29 protein-coding genes are annotated in these 26,982 nt (G+C 63.5%); 25 read left to right on the forward strand and 4 right to left on the reverse strand.

Going from position 1 to position 26,982, the window contains the following annotated elements; genetic code table 11:
• Window positions 1–25 precede the first annotated feature (25 nt).
• Both FJ424_RS28675 and FJ424_RS28680 read left to right on the forward strand, forming a co-directional pair.
• Window positions 26–583 (forward strand): OmpA family protein, encoded by a 558-nt coding sequence (locus tag FJ424_RS28675; protein WP_140657195.1) that lies wholly within the window; start codon window positions 26–28, stop codon window positions 581–583.
• Window positions 584–726: 143 nt separating this feature from the next.
• On the forward strand, window positions 727–1,194 hold the full coding sequence (locus FJ424_RS28680) for a DUF1203 domain-containing protein (protein WP_140657196.1): 468 nt from the start codon (window positions 727–729) through the stop codon (window positions 1,192–1,194).
• Between the two features lie 425 nt (window positions 1,195–1,619).
• On the opposite strand, the gene ald is transcribed toward FJ424_RS28680, so the two are convergent.
• Window positions 1,620–2,735 (reverse strand): alanine dehydrogenase, encoded by a 1,116-nt coding sequence (gene ald, locus FJ424_RS28685; protein ID WP_040982961.1) that lies wholly within the window; start codon window positions 2,733–2,735, stop codon window positions 1,620–1,622.
• 203 nt (window positions 2,736–2,938) lie between these two features.
• Here ald and FJ424_RS28690 point away from each other — a divergent pair, with 203 nt between their 5' ends.
• Window positions 2,939–3,412 carry an Lrp/AsnC family transcriptional regulator gene (locus tag FJ424_RS28690; protein ID WP_140657197.1) on the forward strand — a complete coding sequence of 158 codons (474 nt, stop codon included), beginning with the start codon at window positions 2,939–2,941 and terminating at the stop codon, window positions 3,410–3,412.
• On the opposite strand, the gene FJ424_RS28695 is transcribed toward FJ424_RS28690, so the two are convergent.
• On the reverse strand, window positions 3,409–4,065 hold the full coding sequence (locus FJ424_RS28695) for a 5-formyltetrahydrofolate cyclo-ligase (protein ID WP_140657199.1): 657 nt from the start codon (window positions 4,063–4,065) through the stop codon (window positions 3,409–3,411). The two genes, FJ424_RS28690 and FJ424_RS28695, sit on opposite strands and share 4 nt — an antisense overlap.
• A 173-nt stretch (window positions 4,066–4,238) precedes the next feature.
• Between FJ424_RS28695 and FJ424_RS28700 the strand changes: the two genes are divergently transcribed.
• From FJ424_RS28700 to FJ424_RS28785, 19 genes are all read left to right on the forward strand, one after another.
• Window positions 4,239–5,504, forward strand: coding sequence for an NAD(P)/FAD-dependent oxidoreductase (locus tag FJ424_RS28700; protein WP_140657201.1), 1,266 nt, complete (start codon window positions 4,239–4,241; stop codon window positions 5,502–5,504).
• Window positions 5,505–5,645: 141 nt separating this feature from the next.
• Complete coding sequence (locus FJ424_RS28705) at window positions 5,646–7,634, forward strand: bifunctional 2',3'-cyclic-nucleotide 2'-phosphodiesterase/3'-nucleotidase (protein ID WP_140657203.1); 1,989 nt, start codon at window positions 5,646–5,648, stop codon at window positions 7,632–7,634.
• Window positions 7,635–7,777: 143 nt separating this feature from the next.
• Window positions 7,778–7,906 carry a hypothetical protein gene (locus FJ424_RS34395; RefSeq protein ID WP_264296002.1) on the forward strand — a complete coding sequence of 43 codons (129 nt, stop codon included), beginning with the start codon at window positions 7,778–7,780 and terminating at the stop codon, window positions 7,904–7,906.
• A 101-nt stretch (window positions 7,907–8,007) separates the two neighbouring features.
• Window positions 8,008–8,298, forward strand: coding sequence for a Dabb family protein (locus FJ424_RS28710; RefSeq protein ID WP_140657205.1), 291 nt, complete (start codon window positions 8,008–8,010; stop codon window positions 8,296–8,298).
• A gap of 70 nt (window positions 8,299–8,368) precedes the next feature.
• Entirely contained in the window at window positions 8,369–9,253 is an 885-nt protein-coding gene (locus FJ424_RS28715; protein ID WP_140657207.1) for a VOC family protein, read from the forward strand.
• Complete coding sequence (gene kdsA / locus FJ424_RS28720) at window positions 9,250–10,095, forward strand: 3-deoxy-8-phosphooctulonate synthase (RefSeq protein ID WP_140657209.1); 846 nt, start codon at window positions 9,250–9,252, stop codon at window positions 10,093–10,095. The genes FJ424_RS28715 and kdsA overlap by 4 nt, the downstream gene beginning before the upstream one ends.
• Before the next feature lie 86 nt (window positions 10,096–10,181).
• Window positions 10,182–10,388, forward strand: coding sequence for a dodecin family protein (locus tag FJ424_RS28725; RefSeq protein WP_140657211.1), 207 nt, complete (start codon window positions 10,182–10,184; stop codon window positions 10,386–10,388).
• A gap of 70 nt (window positions 10,389–10,458) precedes the next feature.
• The gene (locus FJ424_RS28730) at window positions 10,459–10,824 is read left to right on the forward strand and encodes a PRC-barrel domain-containing protein (protein WP_095818099.1); all 366 of its coding nucleotides are present in this window, start codon (window positions 10,459–10,461) and stop codon (window positions 10,822–10,824) included.
• A gap of 389 nt (window positions 10,825–11,213) precedes the next feature.
• Window positions 11,214–12,488: a phosphopyruvate hydratase gene (eno, locus tag FJ424_RS28735; RefSeq protein ID WP_140657213.1), complete on the forward strand. Its 1,275-nt coding sequence runs from the start codon at window positions 11,214–11,216 to the stop codon at window positions 12,486–12,488.
• Between the two features lie 155 nt (window positions 12,489–12,643).
• Window positions 12,644–12,967, forward strand: a complete 324-nt coding sequence (locus tag FJ424_RS28740; RefSeq protein ID WP_140657215.1) for a septum formation initiator family protein — start codon at window positions 12,644–12,646, stop codon at window positions 12,965–12,967.
• A 175-nt stretch (window positions 12,968–13,142) separates the two neighbouring features.
• Window positions 13,143–14,180: a pyruvate dehydrogenase (acetyl-transferring) E1 component subunit alpha gene (pdhA, locus tag FJ424_RS28745; RefSeq protein WP_140657217.1), complete on the forward strand. Its 1,038-nt coding sequence runs from the start codon at window positions 13,143–13,145 to the stop codon at window positions 14,178–14,180.
• Window positions 14,181–14,195: 15 nt separating this feature from the next.
• The gene (locus FJ424_RS28750) at window positions 14,196–15,590 is read left to right on the forward strand and encodes a pyruvate dehydrogenase complex E1 component subunit beta (protein WP_140657219.1); all 1,395 of its coding nucleotides are present in this window, start codon (window positions 14,196–14,198) and stop codon (window positions 15,588–15,590) included.
• 18 nt (window positions 15,591–15,608) lie between these two features.
• Window positions 15,609–16,985, forward strand: a complete 1,377-nt coding sequence (locus tag FJ424_RS28755) for a pyruvate dehydrogenase complex dihydrolipoamide acetyltransferase (RefSeq protein ID WP_140657221.1) — start codon at window positions 15,609–15,611, stop codon at window positions 16,983–16,985.
• 14 nt (window positions 16,986–16,999) lie between these two features.
• Window positions 17,000–17,425 carry a hypothetical protein gene (locus FJ424_RS28760; RefSeq protein WP_140657223.1) on the forward strand — a complete coding sequence of 142 codons (426 nt, stop codon included), beginning with the start codon at window positions 17,000–17,002 and terminating at the stop codon, window positions 17,423–17,425.
• Window positions 17,422–18,060: an SGNH/GDSL hydrolase family protein gene (locus FJ424_RS28765; RefSeq protein WP_140646238.1), complete on the forward strand. Its 639-nt coding sequence runs from the start codon at window positions 17,422–17,424 to the stop codon at window positions 18,058–18,060. The genes FJ424_RS28760 and FJ424_RS28765 overlap by 4 nt, the downstream gene beginning before the upstream one ends.
• An 18-nt stretch (window positions 18,061–18,078) precedes the next feature.
• Window positions 18,079–19,545 (forward strand): dihydrolipoyl dehydrogenase, encoded by a 1,467-nt coding sequence (lpdA, locus tag FJ424_RS28770; RefSeq protein WP_140657225.1) that lies wholly within the window; start codon window positions 18,079–18,081, stop codon window positions 19,543–19,545.
• A 156-nt stretch (window positions 19,546–19,701) separates the two neighbouring features.
• A complete protein-coding gene (locus tag FJ424_RS28775) occupies window positions 19,702–19,959 on the forward strand; it encodes a GlsB/YeaQ/YmgE family stress response membrane protein (protein ID WP_140646236.1) in 258 nt (85 codons plus the stop codon).
• 118 nt (window positions 19,960–20,077) lie between these two features.
• On the forward strand, window positions 20,078–21,043 hold the full coding sequence (gene lipA / locus FJ424_RS28780) for a lipoyl synthase (RefSeq protein WP_140657228.1): 966 nt from the start codon (window positions 20,078–20,080) through the stop codon (window positions 21,041–21,043).
• Between the two features lie 6 nt (window positions 21,044–21,049).
• Window positions 21,050–21,505 (forward strand): type II toxin-antitoxin system RatA family toxin, encoded by a 456-nt coding sequence (locus tag FJ424_RS28785; protein ID WP_140657229.1) that lies wholly within the window; start codon window positions 21,050–21,052, stop codon window positions 21,503–21,505.
• Here FJ424_RS28785 and FJ424_RS28790 read toward each other — a convergent pair.
• Complete coding sequence (locus FJ424_RS28790; RefSeq protein WP_140657231.1) at window positions 21,502–21,990, reverse strand: CinA family protein; 489 nt, start codon at window positions 21,988–21,990, stop codon at window positions 21,502–21,504. The two genes, FJ424_RS28785 and FJ424_RS28790, sit on opposite strands and share 4 nt — an antisense overlap.
• Window positions 21,987–23,216 carry a bifunctional 2-C-methyl-D-erythritol 4-phosphate cytidylyltransferase/2-C-methyl-D-erythritol 2,4-cyclodiphosphate synthase gene (locus FJ424_RS28795; RefSeq protein WP_140657233.1) on the reverse strand — a complete coding sequence of 410 codons (1,230 nt, stop codon included), beginning with the start codon at window positions 23,214–23,216 and terminating at the stop codon, window positions 21,987–21,989. Before FJ424_RS28795 ends, FJ424_RS28790 begins: the two co-directional genes overlap by 4 nt.
• Window positions 23,217–23,356: 140 nt before the next feature.
• Here FJ424_RS28795 and dusB point away from each other — a divergent pair, with 140 nt between their 5' ends.
• Genes dusB through ntrC form a run of 3 tightly spaced genes read left to right on the forward strand, consistent with a single transcriptional unit; the run spans window position 23,357 to window position 26,981 of the window.
• Window positions 23,357–24,385 carry a tRNA dihydrouridine synthase DusB gene (gene dusB / locus FJ424_RS28800; RefSeq protein ID WP_140657235.1) on the forward strand — a complete coding sequence of 343 codons (1,029 nt, stop codon included), beginning with the start codon at window positions 23,357–23,359 and terminating at the stop codon, window positions 24,383–24,385.
• Window positions 24,382–25,524 (forward strand): nitrogen regulation protein NR(II), encoded by a 1,143-nt coding sequence (locus tag FJ424_RS28805; RefSeq protein WP_140657237.1) that lies wholly within the window; start codon window positions 24,382–24,384, stop codon window positions 25,522–25,524. Before dusB ends, FJ424_RS28805 begins: the two co-directional genes overlap by 4 nt.
• The gene (gene ntrC / locus FJ424_RS28810) at window positions 25,521–26,981 is read left to right on the forward strand and encodes a nitrogen regulation protein NR(I) (RefSeq protein ID WP_140657239.1); all 1,461 of its coding nucleotides are present in this window, start codon (window positions 25,521–25,523) and stop codon (window positions 26,979–26,981) included. The genes FJ424_RS28805 and ntrC overlap by 4 nt, the downstream gene beginning before the upstream one ends.
• The last annotated feature ends 1 nt before the right edge of the window (window position 26,982 follow it).

The raw sequence follows: 26,982 nt of genomic DNA on the forward strand, positions 1-26,982 counted from the left end.
AGGCCGGGCTTGTAGGAGAAAAGACATGCTGACCCGACGTACATTCGCCGTAGCCATGATCGCGGCAATTGCCATGCCGAGCCTGGCATCCGCGCAGGCGACCACGCCTTCGGCTGCCACGATCGAGCGCCAGCTTGACGCCGCGCCCAGGAAGAAGCTACGCCCGAACGAGCGCGTCACCATTCGCGAGTTCAAGCGCCGGCCCGATCTGCGGCGCATGGCGCGCTCGATCGACATCCAGTCGATCAATTTCGAATTCGGCTCGGCCGCCATCGCCCCTTCGCAATACGGCAAGGTCGAAATCATTGCCGACGCGCTCCATCGCATCTTGCGGCGCGACCGCGGCGCCCGCATCCTGATCGAAGGCCATACCGACGCCGTGGGTTCTTTCGAATCGAACCAGGTCCTGTCCGAACGCCGCGCCGCGTCGCTGAAGCGGACGCTGGTGGATGAGTTCGGCGTGCCCGCCTTCGCGCTGGACACCGTCGGCTATGGCGAGGAATTCCTGCTTGTGCAGACCCAACAGGAGAACTGGCGCAACCGGCGCGTGACGCTGCGCCGCTTCGACGATTTCGTGCGGTGAAGCTGAGCCGATAATACCGACAACGGAGCCCGGCCTGTTCAAGGCGGCCGGGCTCTTTCACTTGTGCGCGGCGTCAGTCAGGAATCGGGTGGAAGACACCGTCGCACAGGCATAATTTCCGGAAATCGACACCGGAGATTGCAATGGGCATCCAGTTCAAAGCCTTGCCGACCGAAGCCGTGCGTGCCCTGCAGCGAGGAGGGCCCGACGCCTACGGCCGCACCCCGGAGCACCGGATCTCCGATGGCGACGGCGTACCCTGCAGGCACTGCATGAAGAATGTCGCCGCGGGCAAAGGCTACCTGATCGTGGCTTACCGGCCGTTCCCGCAACTGCAACCTTATGCCGAAACCGGCCCGATCTTCCTGCACGCCGAGGAATGCGAGCGCGCCGCCGAGGGCGATGCGCTGCCGGAGATGCTCGAAAGCAGCGACTATATCGTTAGGGGCTATGGCGAGGACGATCGCATCGTCTATGGCAGCGGCGCCGTCACGCCGACCGGCGAGATTGCCGCCCGGGCGCGGACGCTGTTCGGGCGCGACGACATCGCCTACATCCATGTCCGCTCGGCCCGGAACAATTGCTATCAATGCCGCATCGAGCGGGCATGACCCAAAAAAAAGCCCGCCGATGGTCGGGCGGGCCCGTTGGAGGGTCTGACAGAAGCTGTCGGCCAGTGCTGTCCGGGCCGGACTTGTCCGACCCGGCAGGCTCAGGCCGCCAGTAACGGTCCGTCTCTAGGCGTCTTTCTTGTCGAGCGAATGTGAAGCATTTCACACAAGGGCGCATATTGGCGGAAGACGAGAAAAGGCGCATTTCAAGACTGTCGTATCCCCGTCGCACTACTGCGCTAGAAAGCAGTTGTTGATGATTTGCCGACCGCGGATGGACCGGCGGCAGGTCGCAACATTCGAGGAAGCGGGGCTTTTGCTCCGCTTTTTTGTTGCCCGGTTTTCTTGACGCGACCAGTTTGCGCTCAAGAAAAAGCCCGCCGGAGTGACCCGGCGGGCGACTGAAGGAAATCTCTGCGAATTTATCAGGCGGCAAGAACCGCCTTCGGTTCGACCATTTCGTAGCCGAGCGCTTCGGCGACGGCGCGGTTGGTGATCTTGCCCTTATGGACATTGAGGCCGTTGCGCAGGTGATGGTCGTCGACCAGCGCCTTGAGGCCCTTGTCGGCGAGTTGCAAGCCGTAATGCAGTGTCGCGTTGTTGAGCGCGTGCGCCGAAGTGACCGGCACGGCGCCGGGCATGTTGGCGACGCAATAGTGGATCACGCCATCGACCTCATAGGTCGGATCGGCATGCGTCGTGGCATGCGAGGTCTCGAAGCAGCCGCCCTGGTCGATCGCGACGTCGACCAGCACCGAGCCCTTCTTCATGCCGGAAAGCATTTCGCGGGTCACGAGCTTGGGCGCGGCGGCGCCCGGGATCAGCACGGCGCCGATCACGACGTCGGCCGAAAAGCATTCTTCCTCCAGCGCTTCGACGGTCGAGTAACGCGTATGCACGCGGCCGCCAAAAATGTCGTCGAGCTGGCGCAGACGCGGGATCGAGCGGTCGATGATGGTGACATCGGCGCCGAGGCCGGCCGCCATCTTGGCCGCATGCAGGCCGACGACGCCGCCGCCAAGCACGGTGACCTTGCCGGGCAGCACGCCGGGCACGCCGCCGAGCAGCACGCCGCGGCCGCCATTGGCCTTCTGCAGTGCGGTCGCGCCGGCCTGGATCGAAAGGCGGCCGGCGACTTCCGACATCGGGGCGAGCAGCGGCAGGCCGCCGCGATCGTCTGTTACGGTCTCATAAGCGACCGCGGTCACGCCCGAGCCAAGAAGACCTTTGGTCTGCTCCGGATCGGGAGCGAGATGCAGATAGGTGTAGAGGATCTGGCCGTCGCGCAACTGGACCCATTCGTTGGGCTGCGGCTCCTTGACCTTGACGATCATGTCCGACTTGGCGAACACGTCGGCGGCCGTCTTGGCGATGGTCGCGCCGGCGGCGCGGTAGGCGTTGTCGTCGGCGCCGATACCGGCGCCAGCGCCTGTCTCGACCAGCACTTCGTGGCCATGCGCGACATATTCGCGGACCGAGCCGGGCGTCAAGCCGACGCGATATTCATGGTTCTTGATTTCCTTGGGGCAGCCGACACGCATCTTTTTTCTCCTGTCCGCGCCCTTCAAGGGGCGCTCTCCCTGTCATTGGTGCATGCCACCGGCTCCAAATTCGGAGGTGGACACGCAGTAACCGCAGTCAACCACGAATCGTTCCGTATGTGTTTGCGAATGCACTTGCGGCAACGGTCGCTCTTCGATAATTGTTGCGCGAAATCACTAGAAATTCGCAGGAACCACGAAAAATGCCGCTCGACAGGATTGATATCGCCATTCTGGAGACTTTGCAGAAGGATGGGCGGATACCCAATGCGGCGCTTGCCGAGAAGGTCGGGCTGTCGCAGTCGGCCTGTTCGCGGCGGCTCGACAATTTGGAAAAAGCCGGGACCATCCGCGGCTATCACGCCAGGCTGTCCAATTCCGCGCTCGGCCACCAGATGACGGCGATCGTGCACATATCGCTGTCAGGGCAATTCGAAAAGACGCTGTCGGATTTCGAGGCGGCGATCAAGCGCTGCCCGAACGTGCTCTCCTGCCATTTGATGTCGGGCGAATACGATTACATTCTGCGCATCGCGGCGAAGGATCTCGTCGACTATGAGCGTATCCACAAGGAATGGCTGTCTGCCATGCCGCATGTGACGAAGATCAACTCATCCTTCGCGCTGCGCGAGATCGTCGATCGCACGGCGGTCGGGCTGCGGCCCGAGATGGCTTAAGCGCTAGCCTCCGTAACCACAGTCGTCATCGGAATGTCGTGCGGCTGCGGGTAAATGGTCGCAATGCGCTGCAGTTCGTAACCGACGCCGATGACGAGCGGCCTGAACGGCATGGCCGCCAGCGTGCGGTCGAAGAAACCGCCGCCATAGCCCAACCGATAGTTGCCGGGATCGATGCCGACGATCGGCGAAATCACGATGTCGGCCAGCACCGGATCGCCTTCGGCAGGGATCGGAATGTTCCAGACGCCCTTTTCCAGCCGGTCGCCCGGTCTATAGGCGCGAAACACCAGCGGCTGTCCCTTCTCGATGACGACAGGCAGTGCGGTGCGGCCACCACGATCGTTGATCGAGGCCATCCAGCCACGCAGATCCGGCTCGCCGCGAAACGGCCAGTAGAGGCTGACCATCCGGCCGGCTATGTCTCCGATCAGCGCGTCGAGGCCGTCCGCGATGCGCGCAGACATGGCCGCGCGCGCATCGGCTGAGACGACAAGGCGGGCGCCGATGAGCCGCTCGCGCTCGGCCTTGCGCCAGCGTCTGACATCCGTCCAGTCGGAGAACGGCTCCCGGTATTCCGGGTCGAGTTCATGCATGAAGCAGGGCGGCGAGGCGTATTGCGCCGGCCCTTCGTCGTCACGGGTGTCAGCCATGCTTGGCTCCTGTCGATTTGTTTCACGCTATACTCATGGCTGTGCGGTCGCATGTGCATTCACGACGCCGCGCGACGACTCCCGGGCATGGTTATTGCCCGATCCAGCATTGTTGCAGTGCACAAAAATACTTACATCATGGGTGACGGTTACACTTGGCGAGGCGGAATGAAATGAGCGAAACCGAGCATAACGTCGTTGTCGTCGGCGCCGGCTTCGGCGGCCTCGAACTCACGCGTGCGCTGGCGGGAGCTCCTGTGCGCATCACCATGATCGACAAGCGCAATCACCATCTTTTCCAGCCGCTGCTTTACCAGGTGGCGACGACGTCGTTGGCGACCTCGGAGGTCGCCTGGCCGATCCGTCATCTGCTGCGCAAGCGCAAGGACGTGACGACGCTTCTCGGCAATGTCACCGGCGTCGACCGCGCCGGCAAACGCGTGCTGCTCGAAGACGGCAGCTCGGTTCCTTACGACACGCTGGTGCTCGCCACCGGCGCGCGCCACGCCTATTTCGGCCATGACGAGTGGGAGCCGTTCGCGCCGGGTCTGAAGACGCTCGAGGACGCCACGACGATCCGGCGACGCATCCTGCTGGCTTTCGAGCAGGCGGAGCGCGAAACTGACCCGGCCAAGCGCCAGGCCCTGCTGACGCTGGTCATTGTCGGCGGCGGGCCGACCGGCGTCGAACTCGCAGGCACCATTGTCGAGCTCGCGCATGACACGCTGCGCGGCGAGTTCCGCAACATCGACACCCGACAGGCGCGCGTCGTGCTGATCGAGGCTGGCGAACGGATCCTGGCCAATTTCGCGCCGCAGCTTTCCGACTATGCCCGCAAGGCGCTGGAACGGCTGGGCGTCACCGTCGAGCTCGGGCGCCCTGTCACGAAACTCGATGCCGAAGGCGTCGTCTTCGGCGACGCGCACCTGCCAGCAAGGACGATCATCTGGGCGGCGGGCGTTGCCGCTTCGCCCGCGGCCGAATGGCTGGGGGCGGCGGCCGACCGGGCGAGCCGGGTGCTGGTCGAACCCGACCTCACTGTGCCCGGCAATCCAGACATTTTCGTCATCGGCGACACCGCGCATGTGCTGCGGCCGGATGGCAAGCCGGTACCGGGTGTGGCGCCGTCGGCCAAGCAGGAGGGCAAACACGTCGCCGCGACGATCAAGGCGCGGCTGGCCGGCGACACCGCGACGCGTCCTTTCCGCTACAAGCATGCCGGCGACCTGGCGACGATCGGCAAGCGCGCCGCCGCCATCGATTTCGGTTGGATCAAGCTCACAGGCTGGCCCGCCTGGTGGCTCTGGGGCATAGCGCACATCTATTTCCTGATCGACTTCCGCAACCGCCTGGCGGTCTCGCTTAGCTGGCTATGGATATATCTTACCGGCCAGCGCAGCGCGCGGCTGATCACGCAGGGCGACGACGACAAGAGCTGATTTCCTCGCCGTCATCGGCTTCATCGAGACGTCACCTTCTCGTGATCGAAAGGCCTTTCGCGCGCGTGGACTCGAAGCCTCATCAGCGCCATGCTCCATGCCTGGGGCAGGGGTCGTGGCGTTGTCGAAGAGGAGAAGAAAATGTCACGGCTGCCCGTCTTCCGCCCCGAATTCTCCCGTCGCGAATTCCTGGCTGGCGCCGCTGCCGGCGGCGCGCTGATCATGCTGCATCCGTTCTCCGCCCGCGCCGCTGCCAATCAGGCGCATCTCAGGATCATGGAGACGACCGACATCCATGTGAACCTGCTGCCTTACGATTACTACGCCGACAAGGCGAACGACACGATGGGCCTGTCGCGCACCGCCTCGCTGATCGACGCGGTGCGCAAGGAGGCCGTGAATTCGATGCTGATCGACAATGGCGACTTGCTGCAGGGCAGTCCGATGGGCGACTACATCGCCTACGAGAAAGGCATGAAGGAGGGCGATCTGCACCCCGTCATGAAGGGCATGAACGTGCTCGGCTATGAATGCTCGACGCTCGGCAACCATGAATTCAATTACGGGCTGTCCTTTCTCGACAAGGTGTTGGCCGGCGCCAACTTTCCCTTCGTCTGCGCGAACCTGATCCGCGGCACCACGCTTGCCGCGAACCCGCGCGACGACAAGCTCTACCTCAAGCCCTATGTCATCCTCGACAGGAAGATCAAGGACGGGTCAGGGGCCGAGCAATCGATCAGGATCGGCATCATCGGCCTCGTGCCGCCGCAGATCATGGTCTGGGACCTGAAGAACCTCGAAGGCAACGTCCAGACGCGCGACATCGTCGAGGCGGCCAAGGCCTGGGTGCCGCAGATCAGGGAGGAAGGCGCCGATATCCTCATCGCGCTTTCGCATTCCGGCATCGACATCAAGCAGGGCGACAAGATGGAGAACGCCTCGTTTTTCGTCGCCGGCGTCGAGGGCATCGACGCGATCTTCACCGGCCACCAGCATCTGGTCTTCCCCGGCAAGAAGGATTTCCAGGCGCTCGCAGGCGTCGACACCGAGAAGGGCACGCTGCAGGGCAAGCCGGCCGTCATGGGCGGCTTCTGGGGTTCGCATATGGGTCTGATCGACCTGCTTCTGGAGCGCGACGGCTCGAAGTGGCGGATCGTCTCGGCCACCTCCGAGGCGCGGCCGATCTATGAGCGCGTCGACAACAAGAACAAGGCGACCGTTGGCGACGATAAGCGCATCATCGCGGCGCTCGAGCAGGACCACGAGGCAACCCTTGCCTATGTCCGCCGCCCCGTCGGCAAGACATCGGCGCCGCTCTACTCCTACTTCGCTCTGGTGGCCGACGATCCCTCCGTGCAGATCGTCAACCAGGCGCAGACCTGGTATCTCAAGGGTATATTGAAGAGCACTGAGTGGAAGGACGTGCCGCTCCTGTCGGCGGCGGCGCCCTTCAAGGCCGGCGGCCGCAACGGCGCCGACTACTATACCGACGTTCCTGCGGGCGATATCGCCATCAAGAATGTCGCCGACCTCTATCTTTACCCGAACACGGTGCGCGCCGTCGAAATCACCGGCACCGAGGTGAAGGAATGGCTGGAGATGTCCGCCGGCATCTTCAACCATATCGAGCCGGGCAAAGCGGATCAGCCGCTGATCAACACCGAGTTCCCATCCTATAATTTCGACGTCATCGACGGCATCACCTACCGGATCGACCTGTCGCAGCCGCCGAAATACGATGCCAAGGGCGGCGTCGCGAACGCCGGTTCCAATCGCATCGCCGACCTGAAATTCAACGGGAAACCGATTGATCCGGCAGCGAAATTCGTCGTTGCCACCAACAATTACCGCGCTGGCGGCGGCGGCAATTTCCCCGACATCGACGCCTCGAAGATCATCTACGAAGCGCCGGACACCAACCGCGACGTGATCGTGCGCTACGTCGTCAGCGAGGGCACGATCAACCCTTCGGCGGACGACAACTGGTCCTTCGCGCCGCTGCCCGGCGCCAGCGTCGTCTTCGAGACCGGACCGGGCGCTAAGGATCTCATCGCCGACGTGAAATCCTTGAAGATAGAGCCTGCCGGCAATGGCGAGGCGGGCTTTGCCAGATACCGCATCACGCTTTGACGTCGTGCCGCGTCGACGCAGCTGCCTGGGCGGCCGCCGGCGCCGCCGCTGACGGAAAGCGCTTCAGGCAAAAAGCAGTGAACTGCCAAAATCGCTGCCCCGGCCGCTCTGGTTCCGGCTGTCCGCATGGGATAGTTTTAGCCATGCGTTATGTGATCGTCATCGCCGCCATCACCTTCTTCCTGTTCTGGGACGGCCTCTACAATCGCGGCCACTACCTCGACGCGACCGTACGGGAAGTGTCACGCATCGTGCGCTACGTCACCGGGTAAGGTCTCGCCGCTTTCGCATCGCGGCGCGACATCGTTGCCGGTTGACGCCCGGGCGTTGCTCCCACAGAAACACCGCTGAACCGAAGACCAGGGAGGCTGGCTTGATCCGGCACATCGTTTTCTTCAGCGTGCGGCGCAGCGAAGACGTCGAGGCTGTGCGCTCGGGCCTGCTGGCGCTCGGCAAGATTCCGCACTCGAAGCATTTCGAGGTGACGCTCAACACCAAGGTCGATCTGTTTTCCAACGCGATCGATGTCGTCGTCTATGCCGAGTTCGAGGACGAGGCGGCCCTTGCCGCCTACAAGGCGGATCCGATCTATGCGGACACGACCAGCAAGGTGAAGCCGCTGCGCGAACTGCGCTATTCGGCGGATGTCGTGGCCGCGGCCTGAAGCGGCAGAGCACGTTCCGTCGGTCCGCCGCTCTTGAACAGCCGGCCGGAATGGGGCACACCGCGCCGGCATGATCAAAAGCTCCGCCCATCCGCTCGACCACCTCGTACTGCCTACCGGAAGCCTCGATGCCGCGCGGTCGCGTCTGGCCTCGCTCGGCTTTGTCGTCGCGCCCACGGGCATCCACCCATTCGGCACGGAGAATGCCTGCGTCTTTTTCGCCGACGGCACCTATCTCGAGCCGCTGGCGGTGGGAAATGAACAGGCAGCAGGACAAGCGATCGCGGCCGGCAATGTCTTCATAGCGCGCGACCGCCTTTATCGCGAGCGGCTGGGCGAGGAGGGTTTTTCGGCCGTCGTGCTTGGAGCCGGCAATGCCGACGCCGACCATGCGCGCTTTGTCGAAGCCGGCCTGTCGGCCGGCGACATGCTTAGCTTCTCACGCGTGTTCACCGACACGAACGGAAAGAGCGATACGGCGTCTTTCAAGCTGGCCTTCGCGGCCGCCAAGGAGGCACCGGACGCCTTCCTCTTCGCCTGCGAGCGCGTCAACGCGCCGAAGATCGATCGCACGGCGCTTCAGGCGCATGCCAATGGCGTGACCGGCATCGTCGAAGTGGTTGCGGTCAGCGACGCGCCTTCCGCGCAGATCGGGCTGATCTCTATCGCCGCCGGCGCGAATGCCGACGACCTTGGGGCGGGCGACGCAGTGCGGCTGCCGAACGCGATCCTGAGCGTCGTCACGCCTGAAACCTACGCGCGGCGCTTCGGCCTGGCGGCCAAGCCGTCGTCGCATTTCCGGTTTGAGGCGATTGTTTTCTCGATCCGCGACAAAGCTTCAGTTGCGCACGTGCTTGCGGCCGGCGCCGTCGATCACAACATGAGCGGCAATGATGTCCTCGTTCCGCCGGCGCCCGGGCAGGGTGCCGCCTTCATTTTCCGGGAGATCCCATGAGCAAGCCCCTGGCGCCCAATTCATCGATAACCGTCGGCAAGGTCGTCTTCGCCAACAATGCGCCGCTGTCGCTGATCGCCGGCCCGTGCCAGCTTGAATCGCGCCAGCATGCTTTCGACATGGCGGGCGCGCTTAAGGAACTGACGGAACGTCTGGGTATCGGCCTCGTCTACAAGACCAGCTACGACAAGGCCAACCGCACCTCGCTGTCGGCGACGCGCGGCGCCGGGCTCGATGCGGCGATGCCGATCTTCGACGATCTGCGCAAGGAGTTTGGGCTCCCGGTGCTGACCGACGTCCACACCGAGGAGCAGTGTGCGATCGTCGCGCCGCATGTCGATGTCCTGCAGATCCCGGCTTTCCTTTCGCGCCAGACCGACATGCTGGTCGCCGCCGCCAGGACCGGCAAGGTCATCAACGTGAAGAAGGGGCAGTTCCTCGCGCCCTGGGACATGAAGAACGTCGTCGCCAAGATCACCGGCTCCGGCAACCCGAATGTGCTCACCACCGAGCGCGGCATCTCCTTCGGCTACAACACGCTGGTCTCGGACATGCGTGCGCTGCCGCTCATGGCTGAGATTGGCGCCCCGGTGATCTTCGACGCCACCCATTCGGTGCAGCAGCCGGGCGGGCAGGGCGGCTCCTCGGGCGGTGAACGGCGCTTCGTCGCGACGCTCGCGCGCGCGGCCGTTGCCGTCGGCGTCGCCGGCGTCTTCATCGAAACCCATCAGGACCCCGACAATTCGACGTCTTCGGATGGCCCCAACATGGTGCCTCTCAGGGACATGCCGGCGTTGCTGGAAAAGCTGATGGCCTTCGACCGGATCGCCAAGGGCCACTGATCCGACCCGATCCTGCGCCGGCTTGTGGTTGCACCGGGCCGGGACTACGCTCGTTTCGTAACTGAGCGTTTTGGCAGGAGGAAGCCATGTCCGTTGCCCGCGTCACCGAAATCACGTCGTCGTCCACGAAGAGCTTTCAGGATGCCATCGAGCAGGGCATCGCGCGCGCCGCAAAAACCCTGAAGAACGTCGAGGGCGCCTGGATCCAGGACCAGAAGATCGTCGTCGAAGACGGCAAGATCGCCGCTTACCGCGTCAATATGAAAGTCACCTTCATCCTCACCGACAGCTGAGCAAGTCGTCGGGAACCTTAGTGCGCTCCTCTCATTGTCAATGCATGCATTCAACGAGAGGAGAACCATCATGACCACCCCGTCCGGGCATACCGAAGCCATCGCCGCCTCACGTGTCATCGGCACGTCTGTCTACAACACCGAAGGCAAGAGCATCGGCAGCATCGAGGACGTGATGCTCGACAAGATGTCGAACGGCATCATGTTCGCTGTCATCGGTTTCGGCGGCTTTCTTGGCATGGGCGAGAAGTACCACGCCGTTCCGTGGGCGACGCTCGATTATGACGAGGATCAAGGCGGCTACGTCGTGCCGTTCACCAAGGAGCAGCTCCAGGCGGCGCCTGCATATTCGATCGACGAGCTGACCGGCGCCGACGGCGAAGCCGCCCGCGATGCTTCATTCCAGTATTACCATGTGAAGCCCTATTGGCATTGATCGCACGATCGGCAAGCTGAAAATCGAAAGGCCCCCGACATAAAGCCGGGGGCCTTTGACGTTTACCTACTCCGCTGCGTTGAGAGTCGATAGCTCTGCCGAACTCTGCTGGGGTTTCTGATCGTCGCATGACGTCAGGAACGCCGCCGCGATCAGGAACAAACTCACAATACCGCTCAACTGAGACATGGCGAAACTCCTCCTGTTTCGCCCCGCGCGAACGCGACCATAGATGAGAAGGCCACGCAACGCGCATGACTTATGATGACAGAAATTTGCGCTTCGTGACTCTTGCCCGCGGCAATATTTGCGGCGGCGCCGATTGCCTTTTGCGCCGCTTTGGCTAAGAGGGGCGCGACGCTTCAATCGATCAATCGGGGACATCGCAAATGACCGCCATCATCGACATTGTCGGGCGTGAAATCCTGGACAGCCGTGGCAATCCGACCGTCGAGGTCGACGTGGTGCTGGAAGATGGCTCGATGGGCCGCGCCGCGGTGCCGTCTGGCGCATCGACCGGCGCGCATGAGGCGGTTGAGGTGCGGGACGGCGGGCCGCGCTATCTCGGAAAGGGCGTTCAGCGCGCCGTCGAAGCGGTGAACGGCGAGCTGTTCGAGGCGATCGGCGGCATGGAAGCCGAGAACCAGATCCATATCGACCAGACGATGATCGAGCTCGACGGGACGCCGAACAAGAGCCGCCTCGGCGCCAATGCCATCCTCGGCGTATCGCTGGCGGTCGCCAAGGCCGCGGCGGAAGCCGCGGGCCTGCCGCTCTACCGTTATGTCGGCGGCACCAAGGCGCACATCCTGCCGGTGCCGATGATGAACATCATCAATGGCGGCGCGCATGCCGACAATCCGATCGATTTCCAGGAATTCATGATCCTGCCGATTGGCGCGCCGACGCTGCGCGACGGCGTTCGCTGGGGCTCGGAGATTTTCCACACGCTGCGCAAGAAGCTCAAGGATGCCGGCCACAACACCAATGTCGGCGACGAGGGCGGCTTCGCTCCCAACCTGAAGAGCGCGCCTTCGGCGCTCGATTTCATCATGGAATCGATCGAGAAGGCCGGCTTCAAGCCTGGTGAGGACGTGGCCCTCGGTCTCGATTGCGCGGCGACCGAGTTCTTCAAGGACGGCAACTACGTCTATGAGGGCGAGAAGAAGACCCGTGATCCGAAGGCGCAGGCCAAGTACCTTGCCAAGCTTGCTGCCGACTATCCGATCATCACCATCGAGGACGGCCTTGCCGAGGACGACTGGGAAGGCTGGAAGATCCTGACCGATCTGATCGGCAACAAGACCCAGCTCGTCGGCGACGATCTCTTTGTCACCAACACGGCGCGGCTGCGCGATGGCATCCGCATGGGCGTCGCCAATTCGATCCTGGTCAAGGTCAACCAGATCGGCTCGCTGACAGAGACGCTCGATGCCGTCGAGACCGCGCACAAGGCCGGCTACACCGCCGTCATGTCGCATCGCTCGGGCGAGACCGAGGATTCGACCATCGCCGACCTCGCGGTCGCCACCAATTGCGGGCAGATCAAGACCGGCTCCCTGTCGCGCTCGGACCGCACCGCCAAATACAACCAGCTCATCCGCATCGAGGAAGAGCTCGGCAAGCAGGCGCGCTACGCCGGCAAGTCGGTGGTCAAGGGCTGACCCAGCCCGTTCGAACAGTCTGAAAAGGGCGGGTCATTCCCGCCCTTTTTTGTTCCGGCGATCCTCGATAAGGCCGCCCGTAACCGTCCATTAAGCACAATCGGGCGAAATACGACTCATGGCCGCTTGCGTTCGCGGCCGCGAGGGTTCGGGTCATGTGGACACGTCAGCACAAGCAGAGAAACACCGGCAGGCTGATCATCCCCTCGCTTTGCGTGCTCTTCCTCGCCTATTTCGGCTTCCATGCCTATCACGGCGAATTCGGCATCTATTCCAAATATCGGCTGCAGGCCCGGGCGGTTGAATTGCAGGCCCAGCTCGATGCCGTGAAGGCGCGCCGGATCGATTTCGAGCGTCGTGTCCAGTTGATGCATGAAGGCACGCTGGAGAAGGATATGCTTGACGAGCAGGCCCGAAAGGCGCTCAATCTGTCCCATCCCGACGAAATCACCATTATGCTGCCCGTCCCGACGAAATAACCGAATTTCGGTTAATCGTCTTTATTTTCAATGATTCTAATCGCTTAGATGCATGCCAGCCATGCATTTTTCAGCATGGCGCAATGCATTCTTGCGTGTTAGCTTCTCGCAAATCGGTGGGGAGACGATCGATCTCCCTGAATGTCCGCGAAGAGACGCCAACAGGGAGTGACGCATGGCCACCGCCGCCAAAAAAGCGCCCGCCAAATCCAGATCCGACAAACAGCCCAATCTGTCAGCGCCCAAGCCGGCCGATTTCACCAAGGAAGAAGAGCTTTCCGCCTACCGGCACATGCTTTTGATCCGCCGCTTCGAGGAGAAGGCCGGCCAGCTTTACGGCATGGGCTTCATCGGCGGCTTCTGCCACCTCTATATCGGCCAGGAGGCCGTCGTCACCGGCATGAAGATGGCGCTCGTCGAAGGCGATCAGATGATCACCGCCTATCGCGATCATGGCCACATGCTGGCGATGGAGCTGTCGCCGCGCGGCGTCATGGCCGAGCTCACCGGGCGCCGCGGCGGCCTGTCGAAGGGCAAGGGCGGCTCCATGCATATGTTCTCCAAGGAGAAGCATTTCTATGGCGGCCATGGCATCGTCGGCGCGCAGGTGTCGCTCGGCACCGGTCTCGCCTTCGCCAACCGCTACCGCGAAAACAAGAACGTTTCGCTGACCTATTTCGGCGACGGCGCCGCCAACCAGGGCCAGGTCTATGAAAGCTTCAACATGGCCTCGCTGTGGAAGCTGCCGGTGATCTACATCATCGAGAACAACCGCTACGCCATGGGCACGTCCGTATCGCGCTCGTCGGCCGAGACCGACTTCTCGCATCGCGGCGCTTCCTTCAAGATCCCGGGCATCCAGGTCGACGGCATGGACGTCCGCGCCGTGAAGTCGGCGGCCGATCTGGCCACCGAATGGTGCCGGTCCGGCAACGGTCCGCTGATCCTCGAGATGCAGACCTACCGCTATCGCGGCCATTCGATGTCCGACCCGGCAAAATACCGCTCTAAGGAGGAAGTGCAGAAGATGCGCTCCGAGCATGACCCGATCGAGCAGGTCCGGGTGCGGCTGCTCGACAAGAAGTGGGCAACCGAGGACGAGCTCAAGACCATCGACAAGGAAGTCCGCGACATCGTCGCCGACGCCGCCGAATTCGCCCAGAACGACGCCGAGCCGGATCCGTCCGAGCTCTGGACCGACATCGTACTCTAAGGAGAGGGCAAGGACATGCCGATCGAAATTCTCATGCCCGCGCTCTCGCCGACGATGGAAGAGGGCAATCTTTCCAAATGGCTGAAGAACGAAGGCGACAAGATCGTCGCCGGTGACGTCATCGCCGAGATCGAGACCGACAAGGCGACGATGGAAGTCGAAGCCGTCGACGAAGGCACGCTTGCCAAGATCGTGGTTCCCGCCGGTAGCGAAGGCGTCAAGGTCAACGCGGTCATCGCCGTGCTTGCCGTCGACGGCGAGGACGTCGACAAGGCTGGTGAAGGCATCGGTGAAGAAGAGCCAGCCAAGGCCGAAAAAGCTGCACCGGCGCCGGCCCCCGCCGCGGCCAAGAGCGACGCTGCCACGCCGGTCGCCGCCGCGCCGAAGGCGGAGATCGCCGCCGATCCGGATATTCCCGCCGGCACCGAGATGGTTTCCACCACTGTGCGCGAAGCGCTGCGTGACGCCATGGCCGAGGAGATGCGCCGCGACGGCGATGTCTTCGTCATGGGCGAGGAGGTCGCCGAATACCAAGGCGCCTACAAGATCACGCAAGGACTGCTGCAGGAGTTCGGGCCGCGGCGCGTCGTCGACACGCCGATCACCGAGCATGGGTTTGCCGGCGTCGGCGTCGGCGCCGCGATGGCCGGGTTGAAGCCGATCGTCGAATTCATGACCTTCAACTTCGCCATGCAGGCGATCGACCAGATCATCAACTCGGCCGCCAAGACGCTCTATATGTCCGGCGGCCAGATGGGCGCGCCGATCGTGTTTCGCGGTCCTAACGGCGCGGCCGCCCGCGTCGCCGCGCAGCATTCCCAGTGCTATGCCGCCTGGTACAGCCATATCCCCGGCCTGAAAGTGGTGATGCCCTACACGGCTGCCGACGCCAAGGGCCTGCTCAAGGCGGCGATCCGTGATCCGAACCCGGTCATCTTCCTCGAGAACGAGATCCTCTACGGCCATTCCTTCGATGTGCCGAAGCTTGATGACTTCGTGCTGCCGATCGGCAAGGCGCGTGTCCACAAGCAAGGCAAGGACGTCACGCTCGTCTCCTTCGGCATCGGCATGACCTATGCGGTCAAGGCGGAGGCCGAGTTGCGCGGCATGGGCATCGATGCCGAGATCATCGATCTCAGGACCATTCGGCCGCTCGACTTCGACACGATCATCGCTTCGGTGAAGAAGACCAACCGTCTCGTGGTGGTGGAAGAAGGTTATCCGCAGAACTCGGTCGGCGACCACATCGCCAGCCAGGTCTCGCAGCGCGCCTTCGACTTCCTCGATGCGCCGGTGATCACCATCGCCGGCAAGGACGTGCCGATGCCTTATGCGGCGAACCTCGAGAAGCTGGCGCTGCCAAATGTCGGCGAAGTCATCGAGGCCGTCAAAGCCGTCAGTTATCGCTGAGCCGGTCGGGAGGACAACATGCCAATCAACATCACCATGCCGGCGCTCTCTCCAACCATGGAGGAGGGCAATCTTTCCAAGTGGCTGGTCAAGGAAGGCGATAAGGTTTCGCCCGGCGACGTGATCGCCGAAATCGAAACCGACAAGGCGACGATGGAAGTTGAAGCCGTCGATGAAGGCACCGTCGCCAAGCTGGTGGTTCCGGCCGGCACCGAAGGCGTCAAGGTCAACGCACTGATCGCCATCCTGGCTGGTGAAGGCGAGGATGCCTCGGCCGCGGCCAAGAGCGGCGGCAGCGCCGCGCCAAAGGCCGAAGCGCCGAAGGCGGACGCCCCGAAAGCCGAAACGCCCAAGGAAGCACCCAAGCCGGCAGCGGCGGCCGCGGCGCCCGCGCCGGCGAAGGCCGAGGCGGCTCCCGTCGCCAACGGCCACGCCGCCGGTGATCGCGTCTTCGCATCGCCGCTGGCTCGCCGCATCGCCAAGGATGCCGGCGTCGATGTGTCCGCTGTGACAGGCACCGGCCCGCATGGCCGCGTGGTGAAGGTCGACGTCGAGGCGGCTATCGCTTCCGGCGGCGCCAAGGCCGCACCGGCTGCGAAGGCGCCTGCCGGCACCCCGTCCGCTCCAGCTCCTGCACCCAAGCCGATGTCGGATGACCAGGTGCTGAAGCTGTTCGCCGAAGGCTCCTACGAGCTTGTGCCGCACGACAACATGCGCAAGACCATCGCGCGCCGCCTGGTCGAGGCGAAATCCACCATCCCGCATTTCTACCTGACGCTCGACTGCGAGCTCGATGCGCTGCTGGCACTGCGCACGCAGTTGAATGCCGCGGCCCCGATGAGGAAGACCGACAAGGGCGAAGCGCCGGCCTACAAGCTCTCCGTCAACGACATGGTCATCAAGGCGATGGCCATGGCGCTGATGGCGGTGCCGGACGCCAACGCGTCGTGGACCGAGAGCGCCATGGTCAAGCACAAGCACGCCGATGTCGGCGTCGCCGTGTCGATCCCCGGCGGCCTGATCACGCCGATCATCCGGCATGCGGACGAAAAGACGCTGTCGGTCATCTCCAACGAGATGAAGGACCTGGCGAGCCGCGCCAGGAGCCGCAAGTTGAAGCCGGAAGAGTATCAGGGCGGCACGACCGCTGTGTCCAATCTGGGCATGTTCGGCATCAAGGACTTTGCCGCCGTCATCAACCCGCCGCATGCGACGATCTTGGCGGTTGGCGCCGGCGAGGAGCGTGCGGTGGTGAAGAAGGGCGAGATCAGAATAGCCACCGTGATGTCGGTGACGCTGTCGACTGATCACCGCGCGGTCGACGGCGCGCTTGGCGCGGAATTGCTCGGTGCCTTCACGCGCTTGATCGAAAACCCGATGGGCATGCTGGTGTAAGAAGGGAAAAGGCGGTGCGGAAATTCTTCACCAGCCTTTTCGCCTTCGTCCTTTCCGGCTTTGCCGGCGGGCTGGTGGCTCAGGAACTCGCCGTCGCCACCGGTGCCGAGGAAGAATACATCGTCGTTTTCATGGTCTCGGTGCTGGTGACCGCTGTCGTCACTGTCGTCTTCTTCATGGCGCAGTTCATGGTCGATCCGGTCATGGCCGTCGCCAAGGCGGGAAAGTGGTCCCTGATCGTGTTCGCCGTGTTGCTCATCCTGCTGGTCGGCCTGGTGCTCCATACAGATGCCAGCAAGGATGTGATGAAGCGCGACGGGCCGATGGTGGCCGGGCTGATATTGCCAGGCATCGTCACGATCATCGTGCAGTGGCTCTTCGTGCGCTGGCGGGTGGGGCATGTCCGAACAGGTTTTGGTAGAGGCGGGGCGAAGGCGTGAAGACAATTCTGTGCTACGGCGACTCCCTGACCTGGGGCTACGACGCCGCCAGTCTCGGCCGCCATGCGCTGGCAGACCGCTGGCCAAGCGTGCTTGGCGCTGAACTCGGCGACGACGTCGAGGTCATCGCCGAAGGCCTCAACGGCCGCACCACGGCCTTCGACGACCATCTGGCCGGCGCCGACCGCAATGGCGCCCGCGTCCTGCCGACGGTCCTGACCAGCCATGCGCCGCTCGATCTCGTCATCATCATGCTCGGCTCCAACGACATGAAGCCGTGGATCCACGGCAATCCGGTCGCCGCCAAGCAGGGCATGCAGCGCCTGATCGATATCGTGCGTGGCCACGACTATCCGTTCGACTGGGATACGCCGCAGATTCTGATCGTCGCTCCGCCGGCGGTAACGCGCACCGACAATGCGGAATTCAAGGAAATGTTCGCCGGCGGCGACGACGCCTCCAAGCGGCTGGCGCCGCAATATTCGGCACTTGCCGACGAGGCCGGCTGCGGCTTCTTCGATGCCGGCACCGTCGCTGCCACCACGCCGCTCGACGGCGTCCATCTCGATGCGGAAAACACGCGGCGGATCGGCCGGGCTTTGGCGCCGCTCGTGCGCATCATGCTCTCACTCTAACCCTTAGAAAGAAAACCCGTGGCTGAATCCTACGACGTCATCATCATCGGCTCAGGTCCCGGCGGCTATGTCACGGCGGTGCGTTCCGCCCAGCTCGGCTTCAAGACGGCGATCGTCGAGCGTGAGCATCTTGGCGGCATCTGCCTGAACTGGGGCTGCATCCCGACCAAGGCGCTGCTGCGCTCGGCCGAGATCATGCATTATTCCGACCACCTCAAGGACTACGGCCTGAAGCTCGAAGGCGGCAAGGTCAGCCCCGACACATCAGCCGTGGTCGACCGTTCGCGAAAAGTGTCGCTCAGGCTGAACACCGGCGTCGGCTTCCTGATGAAGAAGAACAAGGTCGACGTGATCTGGGGCGAGGCGAAGCTTTCGAAGGCTCCTGCCGGTGACAAACCGGGCGAGGTCGTCGTTTCGAAGACCGCGAAGAAGGCGATGGAGCCGCAGCCGCCGGTGCCAAAAGGCGTCAAGGGCGAGGGCACCTACACTGCCAAGCATATTATTCTCGCGACCGGCGCAAGGCCGCGCGCGCTGCCCGGCATCGAGCCGGACGGCAAGCTGATCTGGACCTATTTCGAGGCGATGGTGCCGAAGGAAATGCCGAAATCGCTACTGGTGATGGGTTCGGGCGCCATCGGCATCGAATTCGCTTCCTTCTACCGCACCATGGGCGCCGATGTGACGGTGGTCGAACTGCTGCCAGCGGTGATGCCGGTCGAGGACGCCGAGGTCTCGAAATTCGCGCAGAAGCAGTTCGAGAAGCAGGGGATGAAGATACTCGTCGAGGCCAAGGTAACCAAGGTCGAAAAGGGCGCCAATTCGGTCACCGCGCATGTCGAGATGAAGGACGGCAAGGTCGAGAAGATCACCGCCGACCGGATGATCTCTGCCGTCGGCGTGCAGGGCAACATCGAAAATCTTGGCCTGGAAGCGCTCGGCGTGAAGACGGACCGCGGCTGCGTCGTCGTCGATGGCTACGGCAAGACCAATGTGCCCGGTGTCTACGCCATCGGCGACGTCGCCGGACCGCCGATGCTTGCCCACAAGGCCGAGCATGAAGGCGTCGTCTGCATCGAGAAAATAGCCAATTTCCCGGGCGTGCATGCCATCGACAAGCTGAAGATCCCCGGCTGCACCTATTGCAGCCCGCAGGTTGCGTCCGTCGGCTTGACGGAAGCCAGGGCCAAGGCTGAAGGCAAGGATATCCGCGTCGGCCGCTTCCCCTTCAGCGCCAACGGCAAGGCCATCGCGCTCGGCGAGGACCAGGGCTTCGTCAAGACCATCTTCGACAAGAAGACGGGCCAGCTTCTCGGCGCGCATATGGTCGGCGCCGAGGTGACCGAGCTCATCCAGGGTTTTGTCGTGGCGATGAACCTGGAGACCACCGAGGAAGAGCTGATGCACACGATCTTCCCGCATCCGACGTTGTCGGAAATGATGAAGGAGAGCGTGCTCGACGCCTATGGCCGCGCTTTGAACGCATGACAAGTCACCAACCGGTGACAGATCACCAATCGGTGATAGACGGTCAATCCATGCTAAATTGGTTGGGCGAGACTCACTCGCGGCAGCCGGAGAAAGCTGACGGCAAGGCAGTTCGTATCCGGATGCATCTTCACCTGATCGAGGAGGAATTGGCATATGCATATGAATGGCGTCGGCTGGATTACAGCCATCATCGTCGGCGGTCTGGCGGGCTGGTTCGCCGAGATGGTCATGAAGAGCAACACCGGCATCGTCATGAACATCATCATGGGCATTGTCGGCGCCGTGGTGCTGAACGCGATCCTGCAGGCCCTCAATATCGGGGCCTTCGGTGCCGGCTGGGTGGCCTATCTGATCACCGGCTTCATAGGTGCCTGCCTGCTGATCTTCGTCGGACGGCTCGTTCGCCGCTGAACCGCTATGCGAAAAGGCTGTGGCGGCATGCGCTGCCACGGCCTTTTTCTTTGCCTCGAAAAGTCCTAGATGACGAAAGACAGGTGGCTGGCGAAATCGCGGCCGCGAAGGGTTTGAGATGGTCACAGTCGTAGACACGATCGCCAACCGGCCGCGCCCGCGGCATCCCGAGAAGGCGCACCGGCCCGACCAGGAGGTGCTGCGCAAGCCCGACTGGATCCGCGTCAAGGCGCCGGTTTCCAAGGGCTATGCCGAAACGCGCGAGATCGTGAAGTCGCACAAGCTGGTGACGGTGTGCGAGGAGGCCGGCTGCCCGAATATCGGCGAGTGCTGGGACAAGAAGCACGCCACCTTCATGATCATGGGCGAGATCTGCACTCGCGCCTGCGCTTTCTGCAATGTCGCGACCGGCATCCCGACCGAGCTCGATGCGGATGAGCCGGCGCGCGTCGCGCACGCCGTCAAGCAGATGGGGCTGAGCCACGTCGTCATCACGTCCGTCGATCGCGATGACCTGGCCGATGGCGGCGCGCAGCATTTCGCCGACGTCATCCGCGCCATCCGCGCGGCGACGCCCTCGACGACGGTCGAGATCCTGACGCCCGACTTCCTGCGCAAGGACGGCGCGCTGGAGATCGTCGTCGCGGCCAAGCCCGACGTCTTCAACCATAATCTCGAAACCGTGCCGTCGAATTACCTGACGGTCCGTCCCGGCGCGCGTTATTTCCATTCGATCCGGCTTTTGCAGCGGGTCAAGGAACTCGACCCGTCGATCTTCACCAAATCCGGCATCATGGTCGGCCTCGGCGAGGAGCGGAACGAGGTGCTGCAATTGATGGACGATCTGCGTTCGGCCAATGTCGACTTCATGACCATCGGCCAGTACCTGCAGCCCTCGAAGAAGCATCATCCGGTGATCCGCTTCATCCCGCCGGACGAGTTCAAGTCCTATGAGACGATAGGCAAGACCAAGGGCTTCCTTCTGATGGCTTCGAGCCCGCTTACCCGCTCCTCGCATCACGCCGGCGAGGATTTCGCCAGGTTGCGCGCGGCGCGCGAGGCGCAGCTCGCGAAGGCCAGCTGACCTTCAATGCCGAAATTCGAGGCGACACGCCGCGTCGCGCATACACCGCAAGAGATGTTCGCGCTGGTTGCGGACATCGAAGCCTATCCGCAATTCCTGCCGCTCTGTGAGTCGCTCACCGTGCGCTCTCGCAAGGAGCGCGACGGCCGCACCATCCTGGTTGCCGACATGAGCATCGGCTACAAGGCGATCCGCGAGACCTTTACCACGCAGGTGCTGCTCAATCCGGCCGAGCATGCCATCGATGTCAAATACATCGACGGTCCGTTCAAATATCTCAGCAATATCTGGCGCTTCGATCCCGCTGGCGGCGGCTGCGAGGTGCATTTCTTCATCGATTACGAATTCAAGAGCCGCATCCTGGGCGCGGTGATGGGCACGATGTTCGATCGCGCCTTCCGCATGTTCTCGGAAGCCTTCGAGAAACGGGCAGACGTCATCTATGGGGTGAAGCAAGTCTAACGCTCACCGAGCGCGCGCAGCCCAAGCTGCAGCGCGTGTCGCACCGTCTCGTGCCGGATGAATTCACGGCCCTTTTGGCCGAACAACTGCCGCTCCGCGACGATCGGCTGTCCGGCAAGCGCGATCCCGAACCAGACAAGGCCGACCGGCTTGTCTGTCGAGCCGCCGCCCGGACCGGCAATGCCGGCGACGGCGAGCGACAGGCTGGCTTGCGAATGCGCCAGGGCGCCTGCCGCCATCTCAAGCACCGTCTCGCGCGAGACCGCGCCATGTGCCTCAAGCGTGGCGGCGGAGACGCCGAGCATCTCCATCTTGGCTTCGTTGGAATAGGTGATGAAGCCGCGATCGACCACGGCGGAGGACCCGGCGATGTCGGTCAGCGCCGCGATGATAAGGCCGCCGGTGCAGCTTTCGGCCGTCGCCAGCATGATGCCGCGCTGCTGACAGGCCTGGAGCAGGGCATTTGCGAGTTCGGCGTTGCTCATGCCGGCACCTCTCCCGGGTAGACGACGCTGGCGGTGGCGATCGCGGCGATGCCTTCGCCACGCCCGACAAAGCCCAGCTTCTCGTTGGTTGTCGCCTTGATCGAAATACGCTCGCGCGCGATGCCGAGCATGGCCGAAAGCGCCTCCGTCATCGCGGCGCGATGCGGCCCGACGCGCGGCGCCTCGCAGATCAACGTGATGTCGGCATTGGCGATGCGGCCGCCACGCTCGCGCACCAGCTTTGCCGCATGCTCGACGAAGATCTTCGAGGCCGCTCCCTTCCATTGCGGGTCGGACGGCGGGAAATGCGTGCCTATGTCGCCGGCGCCGCAGGTGGCAAGCAACGCGTCGGTCAGCGCATGCAGCCCGACATCGGCGTCCGAATGGCCGGACAGTTTTCGCTCGTAGGGAATGGCGACGCCACAGAGCGTTACATGGTCGCCGGGCTCGAAGGCATGCACGTCGTAGCCATTGCCGGTGCGAATATCCGGGAAGCGCTGCTGCGCGCTCAAGAGCCGCTGGTCGGCCAATGCAATATCCCTTGCCCAGGTGAGTTTGACGTTGTCCGGCGATCCCGGAACGATCTTGACCGGTATCTGCGCCCATTCGGCGATCGCCGCGTCGTCGGTGAATTCCGTTTTCCCCAAATGATGCGCCTTTTCGTGCGCGGCGAGCAGCGGCCAGAACGGAAAGCCCTGCGGCGTCTGCGCCGCATGAAGGCCGGCTCTCGACACCGTCTCATCGATCATACCGGCAGCCGATTCCCGCTTCAGCGTATCGGCGACGGGCAGCGCCGGCAGCGCGCCCTGGCGCTCGCCGATCGCCTCGATGGTGCGGTCGATCAGCCCGGCGTCGACGAACGGGCGTACGGCATCGTGCACCAGCACTTTTGCGGGTGCCTGCTCCCTCAGTGCCAGGAGGCCGAGCCGGACGGAAGCCTGGCGCGAAGGGCCGCCGATCACGGCGACAAGACGATCGCCATGCGCCTCGGCCGCGCGTTGGAAGAGTTCGGCATCGTCGGCATGGATCGCCACGACCACCGGGCCGATCATTGGATGCGAGAGGAAGATATCCAATGTATGCGCGATGACGGCACGGCCGCCGATGCGCTGATATTGCTTCGGACCGTCGGCCTGTCCGGCGCGCGCGCCGCGTCCGGCGGCGACGATCACCACCCCGATCCCACCGCTTGGGCCCGCCGCTTGTTTTTCGCTTGCCTCGCTCATTCCGATCGGTCCTAGTCGGCGTGATGGCCGAAGGCCAGCATTTTCCAAAATGCGCCTTAATGTGACGTCATTGCGCGTTGCACAATGCCACACTTCTGGCTAGAGAATGTGCAACGATTGAGCATGCTTGGTTTTTGTGCATGGTTGAACTGACCACTTTGGCATCGCCACTCGATGTCGGCGGCGTAAGAATCCGCAATCGCGTTTTCCTGGCGCCGATGTCGGGCATCACCGACGAGCCGTTCCGGCAGCGCGCCCACGCGCATGGCGCGGGGCTGGTCGTGTCGGAAATGGTGGCAGGCGGCGAACTGGCCAAGGGCAGGGCCGGCTGCGACCTGCGCATCCGCCATTCCGGCCTGCCGGTGCATATGGTTCAGTTGGCCGGCCGCGAGGTCGTCCATATGGGCGAGGGCGCACGCATAGCGGCGGGCGAGGGCGCCGACATCATCGACATCAACATGGGCTGCCCTGCGAAGAAGGTGACCGGCGGCTATGCCGGTTCGGCACTGATGCGCGACCTCGACCATGCGCTGTCGCTGATCGAGGCGGTGGTCGGCGCCGTCTCGGTGCCGGTGACGGTCAAGATGCGGCTCGGCTGGGACGAAAGCGCGCTCAACGCGCCGATGCTGGCCCGCCGCGCCGAACAGGCCGGCGTCAAGATGGTGACAGTGCATGGCCGCACGCGCTGCCAGTTCTACCAGGGCAAGGCCGACTGGCGCGCCATCGCGCGCGTCAAGGAAGCTGTATCGATACCCGTGGTGGCCAATGGCGATGTCGGCTCGCCGGAAGAGGCGGCGACAATCCTCGAACAGTCCGGAGCAGACGCGGTGATGATCGGCCGCGCGCACTATGGCGCACCATGGATCGCCGGCGACATTGCCACAACCGCCGCCGGTGCAAGCGCGCAAGCAATTCCGCGCATGCCGCGGGCGCTCGCCGACTACGTCGTGTCCCACTACGAGGACATGCTCTCGCTCTACGGTATCGAAAGCGGCCTGCGCCAGGCGCGCAAGCATCTCGGCTGGTATCTTGACCGCCATACGGCCGATGTCTCAGCCGAGCAGCGCAAACGCATTCTGACTTCCTTCGACCCGCGGGAAGTCGTCGCCGAGCTGCGCCGCGCGTTCACTGACAGCTTGTCCTCGATCAGCCTGCGGAGCGCGGCATGAAGGCCAACGTTCCCCAGCCGGCCGATATGGCGGATGCCGCCAATATCGTGCTCAACACCATCCGCCGCCCGGTCATCATGGTCGACCCCGACGGCTTTATCACTTTTGCCAATGCCGATGCCGAAGACTTCTTCCGCTCCAGCGCGACCATGCTTGCCCGCAACACGCTGTCCAAGCTGGTGCCGTTCGGCAGCCCGCTGCTGACGCTGGTCGACCAGGTGCGCGAACGCCGCGCGCCGGTCAACGAATACCGCGTCGACGTCTCGTCGCCGCGCCTCGGCATCGAGAAGATGGTCGACCTCTATGTCGCGCCGGTGACGGAGTTTCCCGGCTCGATCGTGGTCATGTTCCAGGAACGGTCGATGGCCGACAAGATCGATCGCCAGATGACGCATCGCGGTGCCGCGCGCTCCGTCACCGGCCTGGCCGCCATGCTGGCGCATGAGATCAAGAACCCGCTCTCCGGCATCCGCGGCGCCGCTCAATTGCTTGAGTTGTCGGCCTCCGACGAGGACCGCGCGCTGACCCGCCTGATCACCGACGAGACTGACCGCATCGTCTCGCTGGTCGACCGCATGGAGGTGTTTTCCGACGAGCGGCCGATCGAGCGCTATCCGGTCAACATCCACGTCGTGCTCGATCATGTGAAGGCGATTGCCAAGAATGGTTTTGCAAGGCGGATCAAGATCTTGGAGGAATATGATCCGTCATTGCCTCCGGTCTTCGCCAATCGCGACCAACTGATCCAGGTCTTCCTCAATCTGGTGAAGAACGCCGCCGAGGCGATCGGCGCCGACCCGCAGGGCGAGATCATGCTCTCGACGGCTTTCCGCCCTGGCATCCGCGTTTCCGTGCCCGGCACGCAGGACCGCGTCTCGTTGCCGCTGGAGTTCTGCGTGCATGACAACGGGCCCGGCGTCTCCGAGGACATCCTGCCGATCCTGTTCGATCCGTTCATCACCACCAAACCCAATGGCTCAGGACTTGGGCTGGCGCTGGTAGCCAAGATCGTCGGCGAGCATGGCGGCATCATCGAATGCGATTCGACGCCGCGCGGGACGACATTCCGCATCCTGCTTCCGGCCTGGAAGGAGACCGCGCCCGGCGCAGGCGAGGAAGCTGAAGGAGACCGCACATGACCGCTCGCGGCAATATTCTCGTCGCCGACGACGATGCGGCCATCCGCACCGTGCTCAACCAGGCGCTGTCGCGGGTCGGCCACGAGGTGCGCGTCACCTCCAATGCCTCGACGCTGTGGCGCTGGGTTGCGGCGGGCGAGGGCGATCTCGTCATCACCGATGTGGTGATGCCGGACGAAAACGCCTTCGACATGCTGCCGCGCATCAAGAAGGCGCGGCCCGAGCTGCCGGTCATCGTCATGAGCGCGCAAAACACGTTCATGACCGCCATCCGCGCCTCCGAGACCGGCGCCTACGAATATCTGCCGAAGCCGTTCGACCTGACGGAGCTGCTCAACATCGTCAACCGGGCGCTGGCCGAGCCGAAGCGGCCGAAGCTCGATGCCCGCGCGGAAGACCAGCCGGAGACGATGCCGCTGGTCGGCCGCTCCGCCGCCATGCAGGATATCTACCGCATGCTGGCGCGCATGATGCAGACCGACCTCACGGTCATGATCAGCGGCGAGTCCGGCACCGGCAAGGAGCTGGTGGCGCGCGCGCTGCATGAATATGGCCGCCGCCGCGGCGGCCCGTTCGTGGCCATCAACATGGCGGCGATTCCGCGCGACCTGATCGAATCGGAACTGTTCGGCCACGAGAAGGGCGCCTTCACCGGGGCACAGAACCGCTCCAGCGGCCGTTTTGAACAGGCCGAGGGCGGCACGCTGTTCCTCGATGAGATCGGCGACATGCCGATGGAAGCGCAGACCCGGCTGCTGCGCGTGCTGCAGCAGGGCGAATACACTACGGTCGGCGGCCGCACGCCGATCAAGACCGACGTGCGTATCGTCGCGGCTACAAACAAGGATCTGCGCACGCTCATCAACCAGGGCCTCTTCCGCGAGGACTTGTTCTATCGCCTCAATGTCGTGCCGCTGAGGCTGCCGGCGCTGCGCGAGCGTTCCGAGGACATCCCCGATCTGGTGCGGCACTTCTTCAAGCAGGGCGCCAGCGAGGGCTTGCAGACCAAGCGCATTTCGTCCGGCGGCATCGAGCTCATGAAGCGCTACCCCTGGCCGGGCAACGTGCGCGAGCTGGAAAACCTGGTGCGCCGGCTGGCCGCCCTCTACTCGCAGGACGAAATTTCGTCGGAAATCATCGAATCCGAGCTGAAAACCGGCGAAAGGCCGGTCGTGCCCGACGGCGGCGCGCTCATCCCCGACGATCTGTCGATCGGCCAGGCAGTCGAGCACTTCCTGCAGCGATATTTCGCCTCCTTCGCCGGCGAATTGCCGCCGGCCGGGCTCTACCAGCGCATTCTTGCCGAGGTCGAGTATCCGCTGGTGCTGGCCTCGATGACGGCGACGCGCGGCAACCAGATCAAGGCGGCGGAACTTTTGGGGCTCAACCGCAACACGCTGCGCAAGAAGATCCGCGAACTCGGCGTCAACGTCTACAAATCGGCCAGGCAGCCGTAGC

The organism is Mesorhizobium sp. B3-1-8, from assembly GCF_006439495.1.
GTDB lineage: Bacteria > Pseudomonadota > Alphaproteobacteria > Rhizobiales > Rhizobiaceae > Mesorhizobium.

What these genes read in the sequence shown, in the direction of transcription:
- pdhA (WP_140657217.1), top strand. Translation starts at nt 13,143, where the DNA reads ATGGCCACCGCCGCCAAAAAAGCGCCCGCCAAATCCAGATCCGACAAA.
- FJ424_RS28785 (WP_140657229.1), top strand. Translation starts at nt 21,050, where the DNA reads ATGCCGAAATTCGAGGCGACACGCCGCGTCGCGCATACACCGCAAGAG.
- dusB (WP_140657235.1), top strand. Translation starts at nt 23,357, where the DNA reads ATGGTTGAACTGACCACTTTGGCATCGCCACTCGATGTCGGCGGCGTA.
- eno (WP_140657213.1), top strand. Translation starts at nt 11,214, where the DNA reads ATGACCGCCATCATCGACATTGTCGGGCGTGAAATCCTGGACAGCCGT.
- FJ424_RS28690 (WP_140657197.1), top strand. Translation starts at nt 2,939, where the DNA reads ATGCCGCTCGACAGGATTGATATCGCCATTCTGGAGACTTTGCAGAAG.
- FJ424_RS28750 (WP_140657219.1), top strand. Translation starts at nt 14,196, where the DNA reads ATGCCGATCGAAATTCTCATGCCCGCGCTCTCGCCGACGATGGAAGAG.
- FJ424_RS28725 (WP_140657211.1), top strand. Translation starts at nt 10,182, where the DNA reads ATGTCCGTTGCCCGCGTCACCGAAATCACGTCGTCGTCCACGAAGAGC.
- FJ424_RS28790 (WP_140657231.1), bottom strand. Translation starts at nt 21,990, where the DNA reads ATGAGCAACGCCGAACTCGCAAATGCCCTGCTCCAGGCCTGTCAGCAG.
- FJ424_RS34395 (WP_264296002.1), top strand. Translation starts at nt 7,778, where the DNA reads ATGCGTTATGTGATCGTCATCGCCGCCATCACCTTCTTCCTGTTCTGG.
- FJ424_RS28795 (WP_140657233.1), bottom strand. Translation starts at nt 23,216, where the DNA reads ATGAGCGAGGCAAGCGAAAAACAAGCGGCGGGCCCAAGCGGTGGGATC.
- kdsA (WP_140657209.1), top strand. Translation starts at nt 9,250, where the DNA reads ATGAGCAAGCCCCTGGCGCCCAATTCATCGATAACCGTCGGCAAGGTC.
- FJ424_RS28775 (WP_140646236.1), top strand. Translation starts at nt 19,702, where the DNA reads ATGCATATGAATGGCGTCGGCTGGATTACAGCCATCATCGTCGGCGGT.
- FJ424_RS28695 (WP_140657199.1), bottom strand. Translation starts at nt 4,065, where the DNA reads ATGGCTGACACCCGTGACGACGAAGGGCCGGCGCAATACGCCTCGCCG.
- FJ424_RS28755 (WP_140657221.1), top strand. Translation starts at nt 15,609, where the DNA reads ATGCCAATCAACATCACCATGCCGGCGCTCTCTCCAACCATGGAGGAG.
- ald (WP_040982961.1), bottom strand. Translation starts at nt 2,735, where the DNA reads ATGCGTGTCGGCTGCCCCAAGGAAATCAAGAACCATGAATATCGCGTC.
- FJ424_RS28705 (WP_140657203.1), top strand. Translation starts at nt 5,646, where the DNA reads ATGTCACGGCTGCCCGTCTTCCGCCCCGAATTCTCCCGTCGCGAATTC.
- FJ424_RS28675 (WP_140657195.1), top strand. Translation starts at nt 26, where the DNA reads ATGCTGACCCGACGTACATTCGCCGTAGCCATGATCGCGGCAATTGCC.
- FJ424_RS28730 (WP_095818099.1), top strand. Translation starts at nt 10,459, where the DNA reads ATGACCACCCCGTCCGGGCATACCGAAGCCATCGCCGCCTCACGTGTC.
- ntrC (WP_140657239.1), top strand. Translation starts at nt 25,521, where the DNA reads ATGACCGCTCGCGGCAATATTCTCGTCGCCGACGACGATGCGGCCATC.
- FJ424_RS28805 (WP_140657237.1), top strand. Translation starts at nt 24,382, where the DNA reads ATGAAGGCCAACGTTCCCCAGCCGGCCGATATGGCGGATGCCGCCAAT.
- FJ424_RS28740 (WP_140657215.1), top strand. Translation starts at nt 12,644, where the DNA reads ATGTGGACACGTCAGCACAAGCAGAGAAACACCGGCAGGCTGATCATC.
- FJ424_RS28680 (WP_140657196.1), top strand. Translation starts at nt 727, where the DNA reads ATGGGCATCCAGTTCAAAGCCTTGCCGACCGAAGCCGTGCGTGCCCTG.
- lipA (WP_140657228.1), top strand. Translation starts at nt 20,078, where the DNA reads ATGGTCACAGTCGTAGACACGATCGCCAACCGGCCGCGCCCGCGGCAT.
- FJ424_RS28715 (WP_140657207.1), top strand. Translation starts at nt 8,369, where the DNA reads ATGATCAAAAGCTCCGCCCATCCGCTCGACCACCTCGTACTGCCTACC.
- FJ424_RS28700 (WP_140657201.1), top strand. Translation starts at nt 4,239, where the DNA reads ATGAGCGAAACCGAGCATAACGTCGTTGTCGTCGGCGCCGGCTTCGGC.